At 53.6% G+C, this 21,662-nt stretch carries 23 protein-coding genes; 22 read left to right on the top strand and 1 reads right to left on the bottom strand.

Annotated elements, in window-relative coordinates; all coding sequences use genetic code 11:
- Position 1: 1 nt before the first annotated feature.
- Positions 2–691, top strand: a complete 690-nt coding sequence (locus tag SELR_RS11125; RefSeq protein WP_014425324.1) for an SAM-dependent methyltransferase — start codon at positions 2–4, stop codon at positions 689–691.
- A gap of 71 nt (positions 692–762) precedes the next feature.
- Positions 763–1,143, top strand: a complete 381-nt coding sequence (locus tag SELR_RS11120) for a methylglyoxal synthase (RefSeq protein WP_014425323.1) — start codon at positions 763–765, stop codon at positions 1,141–1,143.
- A gap of 36 nt (positions 1,144–1,179) precedes the next feature.
- Here SELR_RS11120 and SELR_RS11115 read toward each other — a convergent pair whose 3' ends face one another.
- Positions 1,180–1,635, bottom strand: a complete 456-nt coding sequence (locus SELR_RS11115; protein ID WP_014425322.1) for a low molecular weight protein-tyrosine-phosphatase — start codon at positions 1,633–1,635, stop codon at positions 1,180–1,182.
- 181 nt (positions 1,636–1,816) lie between these two features.
- Here SELR_RS11115 and SELR_RS11110 point away from each other — a divergent pair, with 181 nt between their 5' ends.
- From SELR_RS11110 to rpoB, 20 genes are all read left to right on the top strand, one after another.
- Positions 1,817–2,164 carry a histidine triad nucleotide-binding protein gene (locus SELR_RS11110; protein ID WP_041914396.1) on the top strand — a complete coding sequence of 116 codons (348 nt, stop codon included), beginning with the start codon at positions 1,817–1,819 and terminating at the stop codon, positions 2,162–2,164.
- A gap of 109 nt (positions 2,165–2,273) precedes the next feature.
- Complete coding sequence (rpsU, locus tag SELR_RS11105) at positions 2,274–2,453, top strand: 30S ribosomal protein S21 (RefSeq protein WP_014425320.1); 180 nt, start codon at positions 2,274–2,276, stop codon at positions 2,451–2,453.
- Between the two features lie 73 nt (positions 2,454–2,526).
- Entirely contained in the window at positions 2,527–2,973 is a 447-nt protein-coding gene (locus SELR_RS11100; protein WP_014425319.1) for a GatB/YqeY domain-containing protein, read from the top strand.
- A 255-nt stretch (positions 2,974–3,228) separates the two neighbouring features.
- Entirely contained in the window at positions 3,229–3,861 is a 633-nt protein-coding gene (locus SELR_RS11095; RefSeq protein ID WP_014425318.1) for an NfeD family protein, read from the top strand.
- 210 nt (positions 3,862–4,071) lie between these two features.
- Positions 4,072–5,073: a flotillin-like protein FloA gene (floA, locus tag SELR_RS11090; protein ID WP_014425317.1), complete on the top strand. Its 1,002-nt coding sequence runs from the start codon at positions 4,072–4,074 to the stop codon at positions 5,071–5,073.
- A 12-nt stretch (positions 5,074–5,085) separates the two neighbouring features.
- Positions 5,086–5,502, top strand: coding sequence for a hypothetical protein (locus SELR_RS11085; RefSeq protein WP_014425316.1), 417 nt, complete (start codon positions 5,086–5,088; stop codon positions 5,500–5,502).
- A 149-nt stretch (positions 5,503–5,651) separates the two neighbouring features.
- Positions 5,652–5,924, top strand: a complete 273-nt coding sequence (locus SELR_RS11080) for an HU family DNA-binding protein (RefSeq protein WP_014425315.1) — start codon at positions 5,652–5,654, stop codon at positions 5,922–5,924.
- Positions 5,925–5,987: 63 nt separating this feature from the next.
- Positions 5,988–6,734 carry an SDR family NAD(P)-dependent oxidoreductase gene (locus SELR_RS11075; protein WP_014425314.1) on the top strand — a complete coding sequence of 249 codons (747 nt, stop codon included), beginning with the start codon at positions 5,988–5,990 and terminating at the stop codon, positions 6,732–6,734.
- Positions 6,735–6,785: 51 nt separating this feature from the next.
- The gene (locus SELR_RS11070) at positions 6,786–7,925 is read left to right on the top strand and encodes an MGDG synthase family glycosyltransferase (RefSeq protein WP_014425313.1); all 1,140 of its coding nucleotides are present in this window, start codon (positions 6,786–6,788) and stop codon (positions 7,923–7,925) included.
- Between the two features lie 5 nt (positions 7,926–7,930).
- Entirely contained in the window at positions 7,931–8,452 is a 522-nt protein-coding gene (locus SELR_RS11065; RefSeq protein ID WP_014425312.1) for a hypothetical protein, read from the top strand.
- A 71-nt stretch (positions 8,453–8,523) separates the two neighbouring features.
- Positions 8,524–8,811, top strand: a complete 288-nt coding sequence (locus SELR_RS11060) for an FtsB family cell division protein (protein WP_014425311.1) — start codon at positions 8,524–8,526, stop codon at positions 8,809–8,811.
- A gap of 82 nt (positions 8,812–8,893) precedes the next feature.
- The gene (locus tag SELR_RS11055) at positions 8,894–9,358 is read left to right on the top strand and encodes a S1 domain-containing RNA-binding protein (RefSeq protein ID WP_014425310.1); all 465 of its coding nucleotides are present in this window, start codon (positions 8,894–8,896) and stop codon (positions 9,356–9,358) included.
- Entirely contained in the window at positions 9,358–10,758 is a 1,401-nt protein-coding gene (gene tilS, locus SELR_RS11050; protein WP_014425309.1) for a tRNA lysidine(34) synthetase TilS, read from the top strand. The genes SELR_RS11055 and tilS overlap by 1 nt, the downstream gene beginning before the upstream one ends.
- Positions 10,759–10,760: 2 nt before the next feature.
- Entirely contained in the window at positions 10,761–11,306 is a 546-nt protein-coding gene (gene hpt, locus SELR_RS11045; RefSeq protein ID WP_014425308.1) for a hypoxanthine phosphoribosyltransferase, read from the top strand.
- 52 nt (positions 11,307–11,358) lie between these two features.
- Positions 11,359–13,389 (top strand): ATP-dependent zinc metalloprotease FtsH, encoded by a 2,031-nt coding sequence (gene ftsH / locus SELR_RS11040; RefSeq protein ID WP_014425307.1) that lies wholly within the window; start codon positions 11,359–11,361, stop codon positions 13,387–13,389.
- A 180-nt stretch (positions 13,390–13,569) separates the two neighbouring features.
- Positions 13,570–14,844, top strand: a complete 1,275-nt coding sequence (gene dcuC / locus SELR_RS11035; RefSeq protein WP_014425306.1) for a C4-dicarboxylate transporter DcuC — start codon at positions 13,570–13,572, stop codon at positions 14,842–14,844.
- 31 nt (positions 14,845–14,875) lie between these two features.
- Complete coding sequence (locus SELR_RS11030) at positions 14,876–15,994, top strand: M20/M25/M40 family metallo-hydrolase (protein ID WP_014425305.1); 1,119 nt, start codon at positions 14,876–14,878, stop codon at positions 15,992–15,994.
- A gap of 90 nt (positions 15,995–16,084) precedes the next feature.
- Positions 16,085–17,017 carry a ketopantoate reductase family protein gene (locus tag SELR_RS11025; protein ID WP_014425304.1) on the top strand — a complete coding sequence of 311 codons (933 nt, stop codon included), beginning with the start codon at positions 16,085–16,087 and terminating at the stop codon, positions 17,015–17,017.
- Positions 17,010–17,663 carry a trimeric intracellular cation channel family protein gene (locus SELR_RS11020; RefSeq protein WP_014425303.1) on the top strand — a complete coding sequence of 218 codons (654 nt, stop codon included), beginning with the start codon at positions 17,010–17,012 and terminating at the stop codon, positions 17,661–17,663. The genes SELR_RS11025 and SELR_RS11020 overlap by 8 nt, the downstream gene beginning before the upstream one ends.
- Positions 17,664–17,924: 261 nt before the next feature.
- Positions 17,925–21,644 (top strand): DNA-directed RNA polymerase subunit beta, encoded by a 3,720-nt coding sequence (rpoB, locus tag SELR_RS11015; protein WP_014425302.1) that lies wholly within the window; start codon positions 17,925–17,927, stop codon positions 21,642–21,644.
- Positions 21,645–21,662 lie beyond the last annotated feature (18 nt).

The following is a 21,662-nucleotide window of genomic DNA, read 5'->3' as shown; positions in this document are numbered from 1 at the left end:
AATGGCAAAAATAACTGTATTGGGCTTAGGCCCCGGCCACGCCGGCCTGATTACCCGGGAGAGCTGGACAATCATGGAACAGGCCCGGAACCTGATCCTGCGGACGAAGATCCATCCCACAGTGGAGGCTCTGGATAAAGCCGGTATGAAGTATACGACCTATGATGGCTTTTACGAGGAAGCGGCGGATTTTGAAAGCCTCTATCGGGGCATTGCCACCGACCTGCTGAAAAAGGCTGAGGAAGTGGGCGAGCTGGTCTATGTGGTGCCCGGCAGTCCCCTGGTGGCAGAGCGCACGGTGGTACTGCTGCGGGATATGGCCAAGGACACCTCTGTGGAGGTGGATATCCGCCCTGGCATGAGTTTTGTTGAGGTCATGTATACCCGCTTAGGGATAGATCCGGTGGAGGGGCTGACCATCCTCGATGCCCTGGATATTGAGACCTTGCGGGAAGCGCCGGCCCAGTCCCTGATCGTCACCCAGGTCTACAGCCAGCCTATTGCCTCGGATGCCAAACTCATGCTGATGGATCTTTATCCCGATGAATATGAGATCACCTATATCCATAATCTGGCCATGGAGGATGAGTCCATCCGTCAGATTCCCCTGTATGAGCTGGATCGCCAGCTGGATCTGGACCATCTGACCAGTCTCTATATCCGTCCTTTGCAAAAAAAATCAGCGGAATAAAAGGAAACCACCATGTTGATGTAGAAATTAACATGGTGGTTTTTCAAAATTGACGAAATGAGGGATTTTTTATGGAAACGATTGCCTTGATTGCCCACGACAAGAAAAAGGAAGATATGCTGGATTTTGCCTCCCATCATAAAGATCTGCTGGCCCAGTTCCATCTGGTGGCGACCCGCACCACAGGCACCCTGCTCAAGGATAAGCTGGGGCTGGATGTGGAAACCATGATGTCTGGCCCCTTAGGCGGCGATCAGCAGATTGGCGCTCTGGTGGCCACGGAAAAGGTGCAGTATGTGATTTTCCTGCGTGACCCCTTGACCTCCCAGCCCCATGAGCCGGATATCAACGCCCTGCTGCGTCTCTGCGATGTGCATAACATCCCCCTGGCCACCAACCGCAAGAGCGGTCATATCCTGCTGGAATACGCGGCCAAAAAGCTGAACAGCTGAAAATAACCTCCCTGTGAAGTGCAGGGAGGTTTATTTTCATTTTGTCCTTATTTTTTCCAGCAAAGCCGTGCAGCCCTTGTATACGTCCGTATAGGTATCGTCGAAATTCCCCGTATACCAGGGATCGGCCACATCTCGGTCTTCACCGGTAAGTTCCAGCAGAAGGCAGATTTTCCTTTGGGGATCGCCATGGGTCAGCCGGTTCAGATCCCTCATGTTTTCACTGTCCATACCGATGATGTAATCGTATTTTTCATAGTCATCCAGGGTGATTTGCACGGCCTTCCGTGGTGTAAAGGGGATGCCTTCCTCCCTTAGCTTGGCCTTCGTGCCATAATGGGTATCCGACCCGATCTCGTCCCTGCGGCAGGCTGCCGAAGCCACATAGATCTCATCGGAAAGTCCCGCCTGCCGCACCAGTTCCTTCATCACAAACTCGGCCATTGTCGATCTGCAAATATTCCCATGACAGACAAAAAGTATCTTCTTCATTGTATTTCTCCTTTATGGTCGTGGCTGATTCGAAACAGTGTCAACTACACTTTTACACTTTCTTAGGAAATCTTTTCCACAGTTTTTGGCAAAATCCTGCTTGTTTTTAGTTGAAAAAGCAGGAAAAATGTATTTTTTGCAGAATAATAGTGATATGCGATTTGTAAAGGAGGTGTAAATGATGGCAGATTGTATTTTTTGTAAGATTGCCAATAAGGAAATCCCTGCCACTGTGGTCTACGAGGACGAGCAGGTATTGGCCTTCAAGGATCTGGAGCCTCAGGCCCCGGTGCATGTGCTGGTGATCCCCAAGAAGCATGTGGCAAGCATTGCTGAGCTGAAGGCCGAGGATAAGGAACTGGCAGCCCACATTCTGGTGGATGTGATTCCCCAGATTGCCCGGGAGCAGAAAATTGACCAGTCCGGTTTCCGTGTGGTTGCCAATACTGGCGATGAAGGCGGCCAGACGGTCAAGCATTTGCATTTCCACCTCTTAGGCGGCCGTTCCATGCAGTGGCCCCCCGGTTGATGAATTATGCGGATTTTGTGTTGACAGGCCCGTGTTTATTATTGTATAATAGCGTGGTGTAGTTTTGAAAACACAAACTCCCAAGTTAAGTGGAGGGGGGGAAAAATAGATGGCAAACGAAATTAAAGTTGGTAAAAACGAATCAATCGATAGTGCTCTCCGCCGCTTCAAGCGTATGTCCCAGAAGGCTGGTACGCTGGCTGAAGTGAGAAAACGTGAACATTACGAGAAACCGAGCGTTCGCCGCAAGAAGAAATCTGAGGCAGCTCGTAAACGCAAGTTCAGATAATTTGCGCGGGACACCTGCAGATCGCAAGATTTTCAGGTGTCTTTTTGTTATGCATATAAGGAGGAAGATGGATATGTCGTTGAAAGAACAGCTTACCGCTGATATGAAAGAAGCCATGAAGAACAAGGAGAAGGATCGCCTGGCCGTAATCCGCATGGTACGTGGTGCCATCCGTCAGCAGGAAATCGACGGACAGAAGGAACTGGGCGAGGATGATGTCATTGCCGTAATCAGCAAGGAAGTCAAGATGCGTCGCGATTCCATCGAGGAATTCCAGAAGGGCGGCCGCGAGGATCTCGTGGAAAAGACTCAGGCAGAGATCGATGTGCTGATGCCGTATCTGCCGGCCCAGCTTTCGGAAGAGGAAGTCAAGGAATTGGTCAAGGCCGCTGTGGAACAGACTGGGGCAGCCACGCCGAAGGATATGGGCAAGGTCATGGGCGTGCTCATGCCTAAGGTCAAGGGCCGTGCCGATGGGAAGATGGTCAACAATATCGTCAAGAGCTTTTTGCAGGGTTAAGGGCTAGAGGCTCAAGGCGCCCGAGGGGGCTGGTAATATTTTTCCTTCGCTGAGACGCAAGCGTCAAACGCTACGGAAAAACATCACCAGCCCCCTCGGGCTTAGTGCGATATGTTTGCTTCGCCGAGACGCAAGTCGTCAAATACTGCGGAAAACATCGTCAGCCCTCTTGGGTTTAGTACGATATAATTGCTTGAACGGGCAGGATTTTTTCATAAATGTATGGAATAATAGAATAAAGAAGGGGGTGACATTATGGAGGCGATTATCAATATGCCGGTGCTGCAGATGCTTTTGCTGGTCATTATGTTTCTGGCCGTAATGGTGGAGATCAAGACCGGCGGCATGGGAGCCGGGATTTTATTAGGGCTGGTGGCTGCCGGGGTATTCTGGGGCAGTCAGTATGTGAAGGGGCTGGTGTCCCTGTATCAGGTGGCCATTTTTATGGGCGGCATCATCTGTATCATTGTGGAAATGCTGTTACCCACGGTGGGGCTTTTGGCCGGTCTTGGCGTGGCGGCCATGCTATATAGCGTGGTGCTGGCTCTCGGGGGCGATATCCAGGCCCTTTATGCCATGTTGATTTCCTTTGTGGCCGCCATTGTGATCTTTGCGCTGATTGTGAAGCGGCTGCCATCCAGCAGGCTTTGGAATAAGGTGGTGCTCAAGGATGAAAGCCGCAGTGAGCGCGGCTTTGTGAGTGCGGAGCCGCGGCAGGAACTTCTCGGAGCTGTGGGAGAAGTGCTTACGGAACTGCGGCCTTCGGGGAGTGTACGGCTTAACGGGAAACCGGTTGATGTGGTTTCTGAGGGGGCATTCGTGCCCAAAGGCTCGCAAGTTCAGGTCGTTGATGTACAAGGTAATAGAGTTGTGGTTCGGCAAGTATAGACTGCTGTACTTTTCTTTGGCGCAAAGAAAAGTACCAAAAGAAAACTCGGCCTGAAATCCCATCACGGGATTTACGGCCGACAGCGCTCATCCTTGAGCGCTGGGCAACGATATACCTTTATGGATTCGATGCGGGACGAAAAGCCTTCCCCTTGAGGGGAAGGTGGGCGCGAAGCGCTCGGATGAGGTGTTTAAGGAGGTTTTGCATTTATGAGTGGTTTGATTGGAACAGGTTTTTTGTTAGTCCTTATCATTGCTTTTATCATGGTATTCCTGCATTTCGTGCCGATTGGTTTGTGGATTTCGGCGCTGGCGGCCAATGTCCGAGTCGGCATCATGACTTTGGTTGGTATGCGGATGCGGCGGGTGCCGCCTAATAAGATCATCCTGCCTTTGATCAAGGCTAACAAGGCGGGGCTGGATGTGGCGGTCAATCAGTTGGAGGCCCATTATCTGGCGGGGGGCAATGTGGATAAGGTCGTGGATGCCCTTATCGCAGCGCACCGGGCGCAGATTCCTCTGCCTTTTGAGCGGTCGGCAGCCATTGACCTGGCCGGTCGTGATGTGCTGGAAGCGGTGCAGATGAGTGTCAATCCGAAGGTCATCGAGACGCCGGTGGTTTCGGCGGTGGCCAAGAATGGTATCGAGCTCAAGATCAAGGCCCGGGTTACGGTGCGGGCTAATATTGACCGCTTGGTGGGCGGCGCTGGCGAACCGACGATTATCGCCCGTGTCGGTGAAGGTATCGTCACGACAGTTGGTTCCTCGGAAAGCCATAATGATGTGCTGGCCAACCCGGACGATATTTCCAAGACGGTGCTGGGCAAGGGGCTTGATGCCGGTACGGCTTTTGAGATCCTCTCCATCGATATCGCGGACGTGGATGTAGGCCGCAATATCGGTGCGGAACTGCAGACCGACCAGGCCGAAGCTGACAAGCGCATTGCCCAGGCCAAAGCTGAGGAACGCCGTGCCATGGCCGTGGCCAAGGAACAGGAAATGAAGGCCTATACCCAGGAAATGGAAGCCAAGGTGGTGGAAGCCCAGGCGGAAGTTCCCCATGCTATGGCGCAGGCTTTGCGGGAAGGCAAGCTCGGGGTGATGGATTATTACAATCTCAACAATGTGCAGGCCGATACGGATATGCGCAATGCCATCAGCACCAGCAGTGCCGGCAATAAATTGCAGGCGCCCCAGGCTCCGGTAAAATAAGGGGGGATTCCCATGGATTCCTTTTGGGTGATTGTCCTCTTTATCCTCTTTGCGATCTTTTCGGATAAGAAGGGCGGGAAAAAGCCCGTGCCCAAGCGCCGTACGCCGGATCTGCCGCAGCGGCCCTTGCCGGATATCGCGCCGCCCCGCCGGGAAAAGATTGAGATTCCGGAACTGCGGGGAGCACCGCCCCTGCCCAACGTGATGACCACGCCACAGGTGCAGGAGCGCGATGCGATCTTAGCAGAGCAGCAGCGTTATCAGGAAATGATGCGCCGCAAAAAACGGCAGGAACGGACTGCAGTCCCGCAGGAAAAGCAAAATGTTGCAGCTCAGACCAGGCAGCCTGCTATAGGTCTGAATACCCTGCAGCAGGCTGTTATCTGGTCCGAAATCTTAGGCAAACCACGCGCTTATCGCAAAAAATAGGACTAGAATGGGGCTGAAGCCTTGTTTTTTCCCGAAAACCCTTGATTTTTCGCGGGTTTTCTGATAAATTCTCTTATAGTGGGGTGCAAGCCCCAAGGCCCGCGGCTTGCCGTGGGATGGCAATAATCTTCTTTAAGGAGGCTACGCTCATGAATAAAACTGAATTGGTAGCTAATATCGCAGAAAAATCCGGTCTGACGAAAAAAGACGCGGAAAAGGCTCTGGGTGCTTTCTTTGAAAGCGTGCAGCAGGCACTGATCGAAGGCGACCGCGTACAGCTGATCGGCTTTGGTACTTTCGAAGTGAAAGAACGCGCTGCTCGTAAGGGCCGCAACCCGCAGACGGGCAAGGAAATCGAGATTCCGGCAGCGAAGAATCCGGTGTTCAAGGCTGGCAAGGCTTTGAAGGACGCTGTGAACTGATAGAGCTGATATAGGAGCTGTGAAAATTTTTCACGGCTCTTTTTTCATGTAAGGAGAAAAATTATGCAGGATAAACGAATCTTGATTTCCGGGGGAACCTCGGGCATCGGGCTGGCAGCAGCCAAATTATTTGCAGCCGCAGGGGCCAAAGTGGCACTGATGGGCAGGGATGCTGAACGGGGCGAGCGGGCGCTGGCGGAATTGGCTACTGGTAAGCAGGCCATATTTGTGCCGGGAGATGTGAGCAGCCTGCAGGATTGTCAGCGGGCGGTAAAGCAGGTGGTGGAGCGCTGGGGTGGCCTTGATGTGCTGGTTAATTCCGCGGGCATCTATGTGGAAGGTGCCCTGGAGGATATGACGGAGGCACAGGTGGATGATGTACTGGCCACCAATGTGAAGGGTACCTATTATCTGAGTCAGGCAGCTGTACCGCACCTCAAGGCGTCTCGTGGCAATATGGTCAATGTGGCCTCGGATGCCGGCGTGCATGGCAATTACTATTGCAGCCTTTACTGTGCCAGCAAGGGGGCGGTCGTACTGTTTACCCGGGCGCTGGCTTTGGAACTGGCTGGCTTTGGCGTGCGTGTCAATGCCATTGCACCAGGGGATATCATGACGCCGCTGACGGAGACACAGCTGCAGGCCGCACCTGACCGCGAGCAGGCCCTGCGGGAGATGGCTTCCGTCTATCCCTTGGGCCGTATCGGCACGCCTCAGGAAGCGGCGGCTGCCATCAGTTTTTTGGCCTCGCCGGCGGCTGGCTTCATCACGGGCACGATTTTGCATGTTGATGGTGGTTTGACGGCCTGAATTGTGTTACAATGAGCAGGTGTGAATTTTGTAAGTGCGGAGGTGTGGCTGATGGCCAGGAAAAAGTTCATGATATTGACGGCATCCATCGGCTCAGGACATATCAAGGCGGCAGAGGCGGTGGCAGAGGAGCTGCAGCGTCAGCTGCCGGAAGCTGAGATTGTCACGGTGGACTTTATGGCCCGGGCCACGTCCTTCTGGCATTGGCTAACGAAGAAGATCTATCTGGAGATGCTGAACTTCGTGCCCAATCTCTATGATGTATTTTACAGGCTTTCCAGCTGTAAGATGGGGGCCAGCTGTGGCAAGAATATGTTTGCCTATTTCATGCTGCCGGTGTTCCGCCGTTTGCAACGGGAACATCAGCCGGATTATGTCATCTGCACCCATCCCTTTCCGGCGGAGACGGTTTCCCTGTGGAAGGAGCGGGAGCATAGCGATCTGCCCCTGTCTGTGGTGATGACGGATTATTCCCTGCATCAGATGTGGCTCTGCCCCGGCGTGAACCACTATTTCATGGCCACAAAGGCCATGGAGCGCGGCATGCTGCAGCAGGATTTTGCGAGGGAAACTCTTCATGCCACGGGCATTCCCATCAGCCGTGACCTGCAATTCCTGCCGGATAAGGGTGAGATGCGGCGGCAGCTGGGCATTGCCCCGGAGCGCAAGGTCATCATGTTGATGGGGGGCGGCTTGGGCTTAGGTGGCATCGGGAAAAATCTGCAGGAGCTGGAAAAGATCGATCAGCCATTGACGCTTTTGGTTATCGCTGGCCGCAATGAACAGCTTCTGCAGAAGGTGCGGAATTTTGCCGCCAGCTCCCGGCATGACATGAAGGTCTGGGGCTATACCGATGAAGCCAGGAAACTGATGGGGGCATCAGACCTTTTGATCACCAAGCCGGGTGCGCTGACCATCAGTGAGGCCTTTGCTTTGGGGACGCCTCTGCTGCTCCATGATCCAATTCCGGGACCGGAAACCGAAAATGCTGTCTATGCCACAAGGCATGGAGCTGCCATATGGCTCCATCCGGGAGAATGCCTTTCGCCGGCGGTGGAGGAACTCTTTGCGGGGGATGCTTTGCCCAGAATGCGCCAACAGGCACTGGCCTGCGCCAGACCATTGGCTGGTGAAGAAATTGTGAAAATAATTTTGCAGTCGGCAGGTTTTTGCGAAGTGAATAGGGAATAATATAAATGCGGATTTCGCAAGGGTTGGCAGTTTTGGAAAAGATTGGTGATAGCATGGCTGTATTTCAATTGCAGAAGGATGGCTCCAATAATTTCATATGTCCCAAATGTGGCCGGGCCTTGCATTTCGTAGATGGTACGGCGGTGCAGATCGTCGGTGGCCGAGCGGATATGGCATCGATCCTGCCCAAATATGAATGCCATCACTGCAAGGTGTATTTTCAGGAGTTATTGGGATCGGGCTTCTATGATGAGCACGATCTGCCGTCAAACGTTGGATCAAAGAACAGGGCAAATTGGATTCCCACAGGGGATCTGAAGCCCATGGAATTGAAGCGGGATGCCAATAACAAATGTAAATGCCCCCGCTGCGGGAAAATGATGGATTATGTGGAAGGTCAGGCCGTGCGTCTGGTCAACGGCCGTCCGGACATGGAGAATGTGAAAGACCACTTCCATTGCAGCAATTGTGATTCCTATTTTCGCCGTATTGCCACCACAAATTATTTCCAATGGTCAGAAAAGTAGATTTGTCTTGCCATGGGAAAAATTTGCGGTTATTATAGAATAGATTGAGTTTTTGGCGGGGAGGGAGAAGGATGAAAGCAAGACGGGAAAGACGGGGAATAAACTGGTTCGCCCTGATCATGTTGGCGATCATTGTTTATTTTTCCTCCATCCTCATCTCTCAGCAGGTCTACCTGAGCCAGGCGGCCGATGATTATGCGGCAGCTAAGGCAAGGCTCGAGGCTGCTCAAAAGGAAAATGAGGCCTTGAAGGAAGAGACGCGGCAGCTCAATGAGCTCGGGTATATCGAGAAGATTGCCCGGGAGGAACTGGGGATGACCAGGGCAGGGGAACTTCCCTACAGCACCGGTCATAAATAAGCTTGTATATCTTGACACCCGCAAGTTGTCAAGGGTATAATATTTTTTGTATTTCTAAATACTCTAAGGAGGAAGAATTAATTTGTCCATTGAAGTTGGCAGCGTGCTGGATGGTGTCGTATCGGGCATCACTAATTTTGGTGCATTTATTGAATTGCCAGAGGGGAAAACGGGACTTGTACATATTTCGGAAGTAGCAGATGAGTATGTAAAGGATGTCCACGACTTCCTGGCAGAGAAAGACAAGGTTAAGGTAAAGGTAGTAGCCATTGATGAAAAGGGCAAGATTGGCCTCTCCATCAAGCAGCTGCAGGAGAAAAAGGCCGAGGCACCAGCTGAAGCCCCAGCTCGTGAGCGTTCTTCCTTCCGTGCCCCCAGAGGCAACTTTGGCGGCCGTGACTTTAGAAAACCGAATCGTTACAGTGCTACTTCGGCTTCCTTTGAGGATAAGCTTTCCAAGTTCCTTAAGGACAGCGATGAGCGCCTGACGGACTTGCGCCGCAAGACCGATTCCAAGCGTGGCGGGCGTGGTTCCCGTCGTGACTGATGGTCTGGCATAAATTGGAAGCACTCTGCAAAGGGTGCTTTTGTTCTTTACTGCCGAAGGGGGCTAGGATCCTTGCGGCCTGCTCCGGCGGCGCCGATTCCATGGCCTTGCTGGATATCCTTTGGCGGCTGGCGCCGCGCTTTCAATGGCAGGTGGCTGTTGCGCATTATGAGCATGGTATCCGGGGGGAAGCGTCCCTGGCTGATGCCCGTTTTGTGGCGGACTTCTGCCAAAAGCGCCGGATTCCCTGTTTTGTGGAACATGGGGATGTGCCCGGGGCAGCCGCAGAGAATTCCCACACCTTGGAACAGGCTGCGAGGGACCTGCGCTATGCTTTCCTGCAGCGCATCTGCCGGGAAAAGGGCTTTGGTTATATCGCCACGGCCCATCATGCCGATGATCAGGCGGAAACCGTGCTGATGCGGATTCTGCGGGGCACTGGTGTCAAGGGACTGGGGGCGATGCGTCCCTATAGCGGAGACGAGATTCTCCTTGTGCGCCCGCTGCTGGGGGCAAGCAAGGCAGAAATCATGGCTTATTGTGAGCAGGCAGGATTGGCATTCCGGGAGGATGCCACCAACTCTGTGGCGGACTGTACCCGCAACCGCCTGCGGCTGGAATTACTGCCACAGCTGCAGCGGGATTATAATCCGGAAATTCGCCGTAGCCTTTGTCAGCTGGCAGAGGTGGCGGCTGAGACAAGCGATTTCCTGCAAAGTGAAGTGAATCGTTACTGGCAGGATGCTGCCTATGTGCGGCAGGGAGACTGGGCGCTCAGCCAGAAGACTGTGGCCGGCCTTCATCCTGCGTTGCAGCGGGGCCTTATCCGCAGGTTATGGGCAGAGGTTACAGGTTCAGCCCTTGATCTGAGTTATGTGCAGACGGAGCGCTTGCGCAGTTTGCTGTTGACCGGACAGACTAGCAGCCAGCAGGAACTGTCCCATCATTATGTGGCCCGGCTGGCCTATGGCTATCTGCAGATTGACAAGTCAAAACCTGACCGTCAGGCTGACCAGTCAAAATCTGACCAGTCAGAAGTGGCAGTTCCCGGTATGACCAGCTGGGGAGAGTGGATTTTGCAGGGGGAATGGCGGAAGCCTGATGGGCATAAGACGCTTCCCCATGAGCTTTATCTGGATCCGGCCAATTTCAGTGAGCCACTTGTCCTGCGTACTCGCAGGCCGGGGGATTTCATGCAGCTTCCCGGAGGACGCAAGAAGCTAAAGAAACTGCTGATCGACGATAAGATCCCGCAGGAGGAGCGGGACAGGCTGCTGCTTTTGGCCGCAGGCAGCGAGATAATCTGGATGATTGGCCGCCGGCGCAGTGCAAGATGCTTGCAGGGCGTTGCGGATTATCATAAAATTTTGTATCTCAGGATAGAGAAGAGAGGAAATTAATCATGTTACACGAAGATATCGAGAAAGTTGTTTTTTCGGAGGAACAGATTCAAAACCGTATTGCTGAAATGGCAAAGCAGATCACGGAAGACTATAAGGATGCCAAGGAAGAAATCTACTGCGTGGGTATCCTGAAGGGCGCTGTGGTGTTCTATACGGATCTGGTACGCCGTTTGGAACTGCCGGTCCGCTTTGACTTCATGATCGCTTCGAGCTATGGCAACGGCACGTCCACCACGGGTTCTGTAAAGATTCTCAAGGATTTGGACTACGATATTGAAGGAAAACACCTGATTGTTATCGAAGATATAATAGACTCCGGTACGACGATGAACTATCTGTCCAAGTACTTCAAGGAGCGCAAGCCGAAATCCGTGAAGCTCTGCTCCCTGCTGTCCAAGCCGTCCCGCCGTGTGGTGGAAGTACCCATCGACTACTGCGGTTTTGAAGTGCCGGATGAATTCCTCGTGGGCTATGGCCTTGACTATGCGGAAGTTTACCGCAACCTGCCGTACATCGGCGTGTTAAAGCCTGAGATTTACGCCTAATATATAGCAAAAATCCTGAGGGGCTGCGGCTTCTCGGAAGGAGGGCAATGGATTGAATAAGTTTCTACGCAATGTAGGGTTCTATTTGTTGATTATCCTGGTAGCCATTTCCATTATTGACTACTTCTCAACAAGGAACACGACCAAACAGGAAGTGGGCTATACCCAATTCTTGCAGCAAGTGGATGAAGGCAAAGTAGCAAAGGTTGTCCTCATTCAAAACACGATTCGCGGTACACTGAGTGATGGTACGGAATTCACCACCATCACGCCGGATAATCCCAACCGGGATCCGAAGCTCTTTGACAAACTTTCCGCCAAGGGCGTGGAGATCAATGCGGAAAATCCGCCGGAACCACCCTGGTGGTCCACCATGTTCTCGTCCCTGTTGCCGATTCTCCTGTTGGTTGGCGTATGGTTCTTTATCATGCAGCAGACTCAGGGCGGCGGCGGCCGGGTGATGTCCTTCGGCAAGAGCCGTGCCCGCATGAGTGGTTCGGACAAGATCAAGGTCAACTTCAAGGATGTAGCTGGTGCTGATGAAGCCAAGCAGGAACTGGAAGAGGTCGTCGAGTTCCTCAAGCATCCCAAGAAGTACAATGACCTGGGTGCCCGCATTCCGAAGGGCGTACTGCTCTTTGGCCCTCCGGGTACCGGTAAGACCTTGCTGGCCCGTGCCGTAGCCGGTGAGGCTGGCGTGCCATTCTTCTCCATTTCCGGTTCGGATTTCGTGGAGATGTTTGTGGGTGTCGGTGCCTCCCGTGTCCGTGACCTCTTCGATCAGGCCAAGAAGAACGCGCCCTGCATCGTCTTCATTGATGAAATTGATGCGGTAGGTCGTCAGCGTGGCGCTGGTGTCGGCGGCGGTCATGATGAACGCGAACAGACCTTGAACCAGCTCTTGGTGGAGATGGATGGTTTTGCCGCCAATGAAGGCATCATCATCATCGCGGCCACCAACCGTCCCGATATCCTTGACCCGGCCCTCCTGCGTCCCGGCCGTTTCGACCGGCAGATTGTGGTGGACAAGCCGGATGTTCGCGGCCGTTTGGCCATTCTTAAGGTGCATACCTCCGGCAAGCCGGTGGATGAGGGCGCGGATCTCGACATCCTGGCCCGCCGTACGCCGGGCTTCACGGGCGCTGACCTCAGCAACCTCGTGAACGAAGCAGCTCTGCTGGCTGCCCGTCGCGACAAGAAGAAGATCTACATGCAGGAACTGGAAGAAGCCATTGAGCGCGTCATGGCCGGTCCTGAGCGCAAGTCTCACATCATGAACGATGAGGAAAAGCGCCTGACGGCTTACCACGAAGGCGGCCATACCCTCGTGGGCATGATGCTCAAGCATGCTGATCCGGTACACAAGGTTACGATCATTCCCCGTGGCCGTGCCGGCGGTTACACGCTGATGCTGCCGAAGGAAGACCGCAACTATGCCACCAAGTCCGAGCTCCTTGACAAGCTCAAGGTTGCCATGGGCGGCCGTGTGGCTGAGGAAATCGTGCTGCAGGAAATCAGCACGGGCGCTTCACAGGATATCCAGCAGGCCACTCGCATGGTGCGCGGCATGGTCATGCAGTACGGCATGAGCGATGTCTTAGGCCCGGTGGCTTATGGTGAAAGCCAGAACCATCAGGTGTTCTTAGGCCGTGACTTCCATCAGGAACGCAACTACTCCGAAGAAGTGGCCAGCGAAATCGATAAGGAAGTCCGCAAGTATCTGGAAGAGGCCTACGAGGCCTGCCGCCAGATCATCACGGAACACCGCGACAAGCTGGAACTCATCGCCCAGGCGTTGATGGAACGTGAAACCCTCACCGCCAAGCAGCTTGAAGAACTGCTGGAAAAGGGATTCCTTACCGACGAAGAGCCGAAGAAAGAACCGCCCAAGGACAACAACGATGGTCCTAAGGATGGCGATCCGGCCCAGATTCCGCCGACGACACTGGTACAGCAGATCCACAACGAAGCCATGGGCATCGAAACGCCCAAAGAGCCCGTTGCAAAGGAGCCGGTGCCTGCTGAAGGCGTAACGGAAAATTCCCGGGAACCGAAATTCAATGTAACCCATTACGATAAGTAATATTTGGAAACCTTCTCTTAGCGGGAAGGTTTCTTTTTTATTGTGTAAAGTTTACAGAATAGGAAAAAACTTGTCCTCCATAACGGCACTTAAATATTATTTACGCTGATTGTCACGTAAAATAAAATAATATATAATTATGGTGTCATAAATATTTTACAGTGAGCAGGAGGTATTATTATGTTACTCGCTGGTGGATTGATTGTTATCCTGACTTTTGCGCTGATCATCAAGAAGATCGAAGCGCGCCTGGTACTCTTTTTGGCCGGTGTCATCATGTGCCTGATTGGCGGCCTGCCGGGGGATATCATGAAAGCCTTTATGAAGGCCATGACCAATAATTCCCTGGTTCCCACAATCTGTACGGTCATGGGTTTTTCCTATGTCATGAAACTTACCGAATGTGACCAGCATCTGGTCCAGTCCATTTCCGGTGTCCTCAAAAAAGGTCGTACGGTCTTGGTGCCGCTGTCCTTTTTCCTGACCTGGTGGATCAGTCTGGCCATTCCTTCGGCAGCTGGCTGCTCGGCGGCCGTGGGCAGTATCCTGATTCCGACACTGATTGCCGCCGGTGTCCATCCGGCTATGGCAGCTGCTACAGTACTGGCTGGTACCTGGGGCAGTGCCATCAGCCCGGGCAACGCCCATAATCCCTTTGTGGCTGACCTGGCTGGTACGGATATGATGACGGTCATCATCAATGAAACGCCGGCTTCCGTGATTGCTTCCTTTGCCTGCATTGCCGTGATGACGGTCTATGCCGTGGTCATGAAGGAAGGGGCGACAGATGAACGCCGGGAAGCCTATCTGGCTACACTGGAAGAAGAACAGCATCATGACCTGCATGATTTCAAGGTAAATCCCCTGCGGGCCATCGTGCCGCTGGTACCGCTGGTGCTCTTGATTCTCGGTTCCAAGCAGGTGGGTATCATGCCGGAGATGAGCGTAGCCCTGTCCATGATCATCGGTGTGGTCTTAGGTTTGCTCGCAACCTGGTCCAATGCGCAGGAAGTCTGCAAGAACTTCTTTGACGGTATGGGCAGTGCCTATGCCAATGTCATCGGCCTGATTGTCTGCGCCAGTGTATTCACCACCGGTATGGCAGCTGTGGGACTGACGGGCGCGCTGACGGAAGTCATGAAGGGTTCCCAGTCCGCCGCTGCGGCTGCCGGTACCTTCGGTCCTTTCCTGATTGCCGTGATTTCCGGTTCCGGTGATGCTGCCGCCTTTGCCTTCAATGGTGCCGTGACGCCCTTTGCGGAAAGCTTCGGCATGAGCATCATGGATCTGGGTTCACTGGCGCAGATTGCCGGTGCCATGGGGCGTTCCATGTCCCCGGTGGCCGGTGCAGCCATCATCTGCGCAGGCCTGGCCAAGGTCAACCCCATGGAGATTTCCAAGCGCAATGCCCTGCCTTGTCTGGCGGCGGCTTTGGTGCTGATGCTGTTCCTGTAATTTTTTGAACGAAACGGAAGAGGGTATACTCATGATTGATGAACAGCGCGTGCTGGAAGAATTCTTGGAACTGGTGCAGATCCGCTGCTCCACCCATGATGAACGGGAGGTGGCAGATCTGCTGATCAAACGCCTGACGGATTTAGGCGGTGTGGTCAAGGAAGATGATGCCGGTGCAAAGATTGGCGGCAATACGGGCAACCTTGTGGCGGATTTCCCCGGTACCATCGAGGCGCCCACGGTAATGCTTACGGCCCATATGGACTGCGTGGAACCCTGCGGTGGTGTCAAGCCTGTGATCAAGGACGGTATCATCCGTTCCGATGGCACCACCATCTTAGGCGGCGACGATAAGGCTGGTGTCGTGGCGATACTGGAAACCCTGCGCCAGCTCAAGGAAAAGGATATTCCCCATGGCCCATTGCAGGTCGTGTTCACGGTAGCGGAAGAAAATGGTGTCCATGGCTCCCAGAACCTCGATACGAGCCTTCTGCATGCGGATTTCGGCTTTACGCTGGATACCCATAACCATCCCGGCAATATGACCTTTATGGCGCCGGGCAAGAATCAGATCAAAATCCATATCGAGGGCAAGGCCAGCCATGCCGGGGTGAATCCCGAAGCGGGAATCAATGCCATCTGTGCAGCAGGCCTGCTGATTGCGGACGCGCCCCAGGGCCGCATCGACGAGGAAACCACCTGCAATCTGGGCAGGATCGTGGGGGGCTCGGCGACCAATGTGGTGGCCGAAAGCTGCGATGTATTCTACGAAAGCCGCAGCCGTGATAAGGCAAAGCTTGACAAGATCACGCAGGAAATCTGCGACCATTTCGTAAATGGCGCGGCGAAAACCAATTGCCATATCACGGCAGAGGTCAGCCCCGATTATGGCCCGTATCTGCTGGAAAAGGATTCGCCAGCCATCCAGACGGCCATTCGGGCGGCGGAAAAACTCGGCCTGCCCGTGAACCTCGAAGAGTCTGGCGGCGGTTCCGATGCCAACCATTTCAATACCTATGGTGTGCCGACGGTGGTGCTCTCTGTGGGCATGGAAAATGCTCATACCAAGGAAGAATACATTGAAGAAAAAGATCTGTATGATTCCGCCAGATGGGCTCTGGAGATTGTCAGGACTGTAGCAGAAAAGTAAATGATAGCATGAAAGGTGCGCGGATAAATTGACATGTCCGTGCACCTTTTATACAATAGTTTTAGCTTAAAGAAAAAGGGGGCTGAACTTATGAAATTCTGTATCTTTGGTGCCGGCGGCACCGGTGGTGTGTTGGCGGCGTATCTTTCCCTGGCAGGGCATGATGTGACCTTGATTGCCCGGGGAAAACATCTGGCGGCAATCCGGGAGAACGGACTGACCTTGCATACCAATCATCGGGGGACGGAGATTATTCGCAATTTGCAGGTCTGCACGGCGGCAGAGTATGAGGATGTACCTGACGTTTGTTTCGTGTGCGTGAAGTATTATAATCTCGCTGATGCCATCTCTTTTGTCCGGGAGAAGATGGGGAAGGGCACGTTGATTATTCCGGTGCTGAATGTCTTCGGTACCGGCGGTGTCATGCAGGAGCAATTGCCGGAGCTTACCTGCCTGGATGGCTGCATCTATGTGATGGGTGAGATTGAAGCTCCCGGCGTGATCTATCAGTCGGACAAGATGCTGCGGGTGATCTATGGGTATCGCCCCGGTCAGCGTCAGGATCTGTTGACGATGGCGCGAGACTTGGAAAAAGTCCTGCAGGCAGCAGAGATCCGTGGCCATTTCAGCGACAATATCGTCCGGGATGCCCTGCAGAAGTTTGCTTATGTATCGCCTGCCGGGGCGGCTGGTGCTTATTTCAACGTCACCAGTGAAAAGTTGCAGCAAAATGGCCCGGAGCGGGAGATGTTTACCGGGCTGATCAAGGAAGTCGTGGCCTTGGGCAAGGCCATGGGCATTGAGTTTGAGAAAGATCTGGTGGAGACGGGGCTGAAAATCATGGATGCCCTGAAACCGGGTTCCACCACGTCCATGCAGCGGGATATCCTGCGGGGGCGGCAGTCGGAATTTGCCGGGCTCGTAACCCGTGTGGTGGAGCTGGGCGAAACGTATCATGTACCGGTGCCCTTGTATCAGAAAATAAATGATTGGGGAAAGGAAAATCTGCAGCTGCATGGATAGTTTGACCTGGGTGATTTTTGATATTATGGGAACCATTGCCTTTGCCGTGTCAGGCGCTATGGTGGCCATCAACCGGCGCATGGATATCTTCGGCATTATCGTGCTGGCGGCCCTTACGGCTGTGGGGGGCGGCATGGTGCGCGACGTGCTGGCCGGCATCACGCCGCCCATGGCCTTGCGCAATGTGACGGATTTCATGCTCTCGATCATCATAGCCCTGCTGGTTTCCCTGGCCTATAGCTTTTGGCCTTTTTCCGCGCCGAACAAATACATCATGCTTTTCCTATATAATATGTTTGATACTGTGGGGCTGGCATCCTTTACCATCACAGGGATGCTCACCGGGCTTTCTCGGGATGCGGGCAATCCCTATGTATTGCCGGTGCTGCTGGGGGTGATCACGGCGGTGGGCGGCGGTATCCTGCGGGATCTGATGGCCCATCGCATGCCATCGGTGCTCTACAAGGATATCTACGCTACGGCCGCCCTGTTCGGGGCCATCGTCGCCTGCTCCCTGCAGAATCATGTGGATGTGGTCGCCATGGCCTGGATCTGTTTTGTGTTGGTCATCAGCCTGCGCTTCAGTGCGCTGTTCTTTGGCTGGCATCTGTTCCACCCCCGGCCTAACTGGCGCAAGCGGAAATAAAAATATACGTAAGAAAAAAGATTTATTTTTACAGGGGACTGTCTATTGACAGAACTATAAATAGGTGCTAAACTTAAAAACTACAGGAAATTGAATAGGGATTAGTGTGCGCAAGCGGAAAGGAACTGGAAGCAAGGTGTAAAATTTTGGTTAGACCTTGTTTTTTTTCTTGTTCATCCATTCCGTCTTTTTAGGCGTGCGCTATTGCCCTTCATTTCAGGAAATAATATTCTAGTAAAATCAGGCTAAGGGGTGAAGGATTTGTTATTTAATCCTGTGCCGGTAGGCAAAAGAACCAGGTATAGCTATGCTAAAATCAAGGAAGTCATGGAGATGCCGCATCTGCTGGATATCCAGCGGAACAGCTACCAGTGGTTCCTTGATGAAGGTTTGCAGGACATCTTTAATGACATTTCGCCGATTCAGGACTTCTCGGGTAATCTCGTGCTGTCCTTTGAGAGCTTCTCGCTGGGCGAGCCGAAGTATGAGCTCGACGAGTGCAAAGAGCGTGACGTCACGCTGGCTGCTCCAATCCGCGTAAATGTCCGTCTTATCAACCGTGAGACAGGCGAAATTAAAGAGCAGGAAGTGTTCATGGGCGATTTCCCGCTTATGACGGATACCGGTACGTTTATCATCAACGGTGCAGAGCGTGTTATCGTCAGCCAGTTGGTTCGTTCTCCAGGTGCATATTATGGAGAAGAAATCGATCCGACTGGTAAGCATCTTTATAATGCAACGGTCATTCCGAACCGTGGTGCATGGATCGAACTCGAAACGGATACCAATGACGTGGTTTCCGTCCGCATCGACCGTACCCGTAAGATGCCGGTGACGTACTTCATTCGCGCCCTTGGTTTTGCTACTGATGAAGAGATCATCGACCTCTTTGGCGAAGATCCCCGCATCATGAACACGCTGGAACGCGATGGCGAGGACGTGAAGTCTCAGGGCAAGGCTGTCATCGAGATTTACCGCCGTCTGCGTCCGGGTGAACCCGCCAACGAAGACAATGCTCAGCAGCTGCTGGATTCCCTGTTCTTCGATCCGAAGCGCTATGACCTGGCTACGGTAGGTCGCTACAAACTCACCAAGAAGCTGGGATGGAAGCGCCGCATCCTGGGCAAGGTCCTGGCTGAACCAATCGTGGACATGGAAACCGGCGAAATCGTCGTTCCGGCCAATGAAGTGGTTACGGAAGACATGCTGGATGCAGTTGACGTGGAACGTGAACGCCAGATTTTCGGCGAAGGCAATATCGTACAGCTGTACCTCCTGAAGAAGGATGGCAGCCGCATGAAACTCCTGTGCTCGCCGACGCTGGACATCCATGACCGTACCATCACGAAGAATGATATCATCGCTTCCATCAACTATCTGCTGAACCTCATGGATGGTGTGGGCAGCACGGATGATATCGACCATCTGGGCAACCGCCGCGTACGTGCGGTAGGCGAACTGCTGCAGAATCAGTTCCGCATCGGTCTGTCTCGTATGGAACGTGTGGTACGTGAGCGCATGACCATCCAGGACGTGGATGTCATCACGCCGCAGGCTCTGATCAACATCCGTCCGGTGGTGGCAGCCATCAAGGAATTCTTTGGTTCCTCCCAGCTGTCCCAGTTCATGGACCAGCACAACCCGCTGTCCGAACTTACCCATAAGCGTCGTCTGTCGGCCCTGGGCCCGGGCGGTCTGTCCCGTGAACGCGCAGGCTTCGAAGTCCGCGACGTACATAACTCCCATTACGGCCGTATGTGCCCGGTAGAGTCTCCTGAAGGCCCGAACATCGGTCTGATCGGTTCGCTGGCAACCTATGCCCGCGTGAACCAGTTCGGCTTCATGGAAACGCCGTACCGCCGTGTGGACAAGGAAACCCAGCGCGTAACGGACGAAGTGCGTTACCTCACCGCTGATGAAGAGGATGAGCTTGTAATCGCACAGGCCAACGAACCGCTGGACGAAAACGAATGGTTCGTGAATCCCCGTGTAACGGCTCGTTACAACGAGGAAACTGGTCTGCATGCCCGTGAAACCGTTGACTACATGGACGTGAGCCCGCGTCAGGTGTTCTCCATCGCTACGGCGATGATCCCATTCCTCGAAAACGACGATGCGAACCGTGCCCTGATGGGTGCGAACATGCAGCGTCAGGCTGTACCTCTGCTCCGTACGCAGGCACCGCTCGTTGGTACCGGTATGGAATACAAGGCAGCCTGCGACTCCGGCGTCATGATCCTGGCCAAACGTGCCGGTGTGGTTGAGAATGTAACGGCTGATTACATCGATGTCCGCACGAAGAATGGCGAGCTTGACCATTATAAATTACAGAAATTCATCCGTTCCAACCAGGGAACCTGCATCAACCAGATTCCTATCGTCTACAAGGGCGATGAAGTGGTGGAAAAACAGCCCATCGCTGACGGCCCGGCTACGGACCATGGCGAACTGGCACTGGGTTACAACATCGTTGTTGCCTACATGCCTTGGGAAGGTTACAACTACGAGGACGCCGTACTGCTGTCTGAAAACCTCGTAAAACGTGACCTCTACACGTCCATCCATATCGAAGAATACGAATGCGATGCCCGTGATACGAAACTCGGCCCTGAGGAAATCACCCGTGATATCCCCAATGTTGCCGAAGAAGCACTCAAAGACCTCGATGATGAAGGTATCATCCGCATTGGTGCTGACGTGCGTCCTGGCGATATCCTTGTTGGTAAAGTAACGCCGAAGGGCGAGACGGAACTGACCGCTGAAGAACGCCTGCTGCGCGCCATCTTCGGTGAGAAGGCCCGCGAAGTCCGTGATACTTCCCTGCGTGTGCCGCATGGTGAACAGGGCAAGATTGTGGATGTCAAGATCTTCTGCCGCGACAACAACGACGAACTGCCGCCTGGCGTAAATCGCCTCGTGCGCGTCTACATCGCTCAGAAGCGTAAGATCAGCGTCGGCGATAAGATGGCAGGTCGTCATGGTAACAAGGGTGTCGTTTCCCGCATCATGCGTCAGGAAGATATGCCGTTCCTGCCCGATGGTACGCCGGTTGATATCGTGCTGAACCCGTTGGGCGTGCCGTCCCGAATGAACATCGGTCAGATTCTCGAAGCGCATCTGGGTATGGCCGTCAAGGTACTGGGCCAGCAGATCAAGGATGGCGATCCCACCGTGGAAGCCCGTCTGCGTGAAGCAGGTTATGACTTTGACAAGAATGGCATGCCAATTCCGGATGTGGCTGGTCTGCACATTGCAACGCCAGTCTTCGACGGTGCGAGCGACGAAGCTGTATTCGGTACCATCCGCGCTGCCGGTCTGGCTGACGATGCCAAGACGGTGCTCTACGATGGTCGTACCGGTGAACCGTTCGAAAACCGCGTAACCGTTGGCTGCACGTACTTCCTCAAGCTGCATCATCTGGTTGCCGATAAGATTCATGCCCGTTCTACCGGCCCGTACTCCCTCGTTACGCAGCAGCCGCTGGGTGGTAAAGCTCAGTTCGGCGGTCAGCGTTTCGGCGAAATGGAAGTTTGGGCGCTGGAAGCATACGGCGCTGCTTATACCCTGCAGGAAATCCTGACGGTCAAGTCCGATGATGTGGTCGGCCGTGTCAAAGCGTACGAAGCCATCGTCAAGGGTGAGAACATCCCCGAACCGGGTGTGCCTGAATCCTTCAAGGTACTTATTAAGGAACTGCAGTCCATTGGTCTGGATATCAAGGTCCTCAACGAAGATGCCAAGGAAATCTCCTTGCAGGATGAGGATGATGAAGATATCAACGAGACGGCCAAGAAACTTGACTTTGATGTGGCGGGCGTAGATCCCAGCCAGGAAGGTGCAGCTGCACCGAAAGCAGAGGACTCCTATGATGAAGGGGCACCCTCTGATGATGAGAAGCCGGACGACATCATTGCCGATATCGGCAGCCTTGGTTCTATCGTAGAGCCGGGTGCAGAAGATGCGGATAATGGTGAGGAATAAGAAGGGAGTGTCATCTCT

Origin of the sequence: Selenomonas ruminantium subsp. lactilytica TAM6421, assembly GCF_000284095.1 — a bacterium.
In the GTDB taxonomy this organism is placed as follows: Bacteria; Bacillota; Negativicutes; order Selenomonadales; family Selenomonadaceae; genus Selenomonas_A; species Selenomonas_A lactilytica.
The sequence above is the reverse complement of the archived record's forward strand: the minus strand, read 5'-3'. Positions and strand labels throughout refer to the sequence as shown.

What these genes read in the sequence shown, in the direction of transcription:
- rpsU (WP_014425320.1), top strand. Translation starts at nt 2,274, where the DNA reads ATGGCAAACGAAATTAAAGTTGGTAAAAACGAATCAATCGATAGTGCT.
- floA (WP_014425317.1), top strand. Translation starts at nt 4,072, where the DNA reads ATGAGTGGTTTGATTGGAACAGGTTTTTTGTTAGTCCTTATCATTGCT.
- hpt (WP_014425308.1), top strand. Translation starts at nt 10,761, where the DNA reads ATGTTACACGAAGATATCGAGAAAGTTGTTTTTTCGGAGGAACAGATT.
- SELR_RS11020 (WP_014425303.1), top strand. Translation starts at nt 17,010, where the DNA reads ATGGATAGTTTGACCTGGGTGATTTTTGATATTATGGGAACCATTGCC.
- SELR_RS11060 (WP_014425311.1), top strand. Translation starts at nt 8,524, where the DNA reads ATGAAAGCAAGACGGGAAAGACGGGGAATAAACTGGTTCGCCCTGATC.
- SELR_RS11115 (WP_014425322.1), bottom strand. Translation starts at nt 1,635, where the DNA reads ATGAAGAAGATACTTTTTGTCTGTCATGGGAATATTTGCAGATCGACA.
- SELR_RS11070 (WP_014425313.1), top strand. Translation starts at nt 6,786, where the DNA reads ATGGCCAGGAAAAAGTTCATGATATTGACGGCATCCATCGGCTCAGGA.
- SELR_RS11120 (WP_014425323.1), top strand. Translation starts at nt 763, where the DNA reads ATGGAAACGATTGCCTTGATTGCCCACGACAAGAAAAAGGAAGATATG.
- dcuC (WP_014425306.1), top strand. Translation starts at nt 13,570, where the DNA reads ATGTTACTCGCTGGTGGATTGATTGTTATCCTGACTTTTGCGCTGATC.
- SELR_RS11080 (WP_014425315.1), top strand. Translation starts at nt 5,652, where the DNA reads ATGAATAAAACTGAATTGGTAGCTAATATCGCAGAAAAATCCGGTCTG.
- SELR_RS11075 (WP_014425314.1), top strand. Translation starts at nt 5,988, where the DNA reads ATGCAGGATAAACGAATCTTGATTTCCGGGGGAACCTCGGGCATCGGG.
- SELR_RS11085 (WP_014425316.1), top strand. Translation starts at nt 5,086, where the DNA reads ATGGATTCCTTTTGGGTGATTGTCCTCTTTATCCTCTTTGCGATCTTT.
- SELR_RS11030 (WP_014425305.1), top strand. Translation starts at nt 14,876, where the DNA reads ATGATTGATGAACAGCGCGTGCTGGAAGAATTCTTGGAACTGGTGCAG.
- SELR_RS11125 (WP_014425324.1), top strand. Translation starts at nt 2, where the DNA reads ATGGCAAAAATAACTGTATTGGGCTTAGGCCCCGGCCACGCCGGCCTG.
- tilS (WP_014425309.1), top strand. Translation starts at nt 9,358, where the DNA reads ATGGTCTGGCATAAATTGGAAGCACTCTGCAAAGGGTGCTTTTGTTCT.
- SELR_RS11100 (WP_014425319.1), top strand. Translation starts at nt 2,527, where the DNA reads ATGTCGTTGAAAGAACAGCTTACCGCTGATATGAAAGAAGCCATGAAG.
- SELR_RS11095 (WP_014425318.1), top strand. Translation starts at nt 3,229, where the DNA reads ATGGAGGCGATTATCAATATGCCGGTGCTGCAGATGCTTTTGCTGGTC.
- SELR_RS11065 (WP_014425312.1), top strand. Translation starts at nt 7,931, where the DNA reads ATGCGGATTTCGCAAGGGTTGGCAGTTTTGGAAAAGATTGGTGATAGC.
- SELR_RS11025 (WP_014425304.1), top strand. Translation starts at nt 16,085, where the DNA reads ATGAAATTCTGTATCTTTGGTGCCGGCGGCACCGGTGGTGTGTTGGCG.
- SELR_RS11110 (WP_041914396.1), top strand. Translation starts at nt 1,817, where the DNA reads ATGGCAGATTGTATTTTTTGTAAGATTGCCAATAAGGAAATCCCTGCC.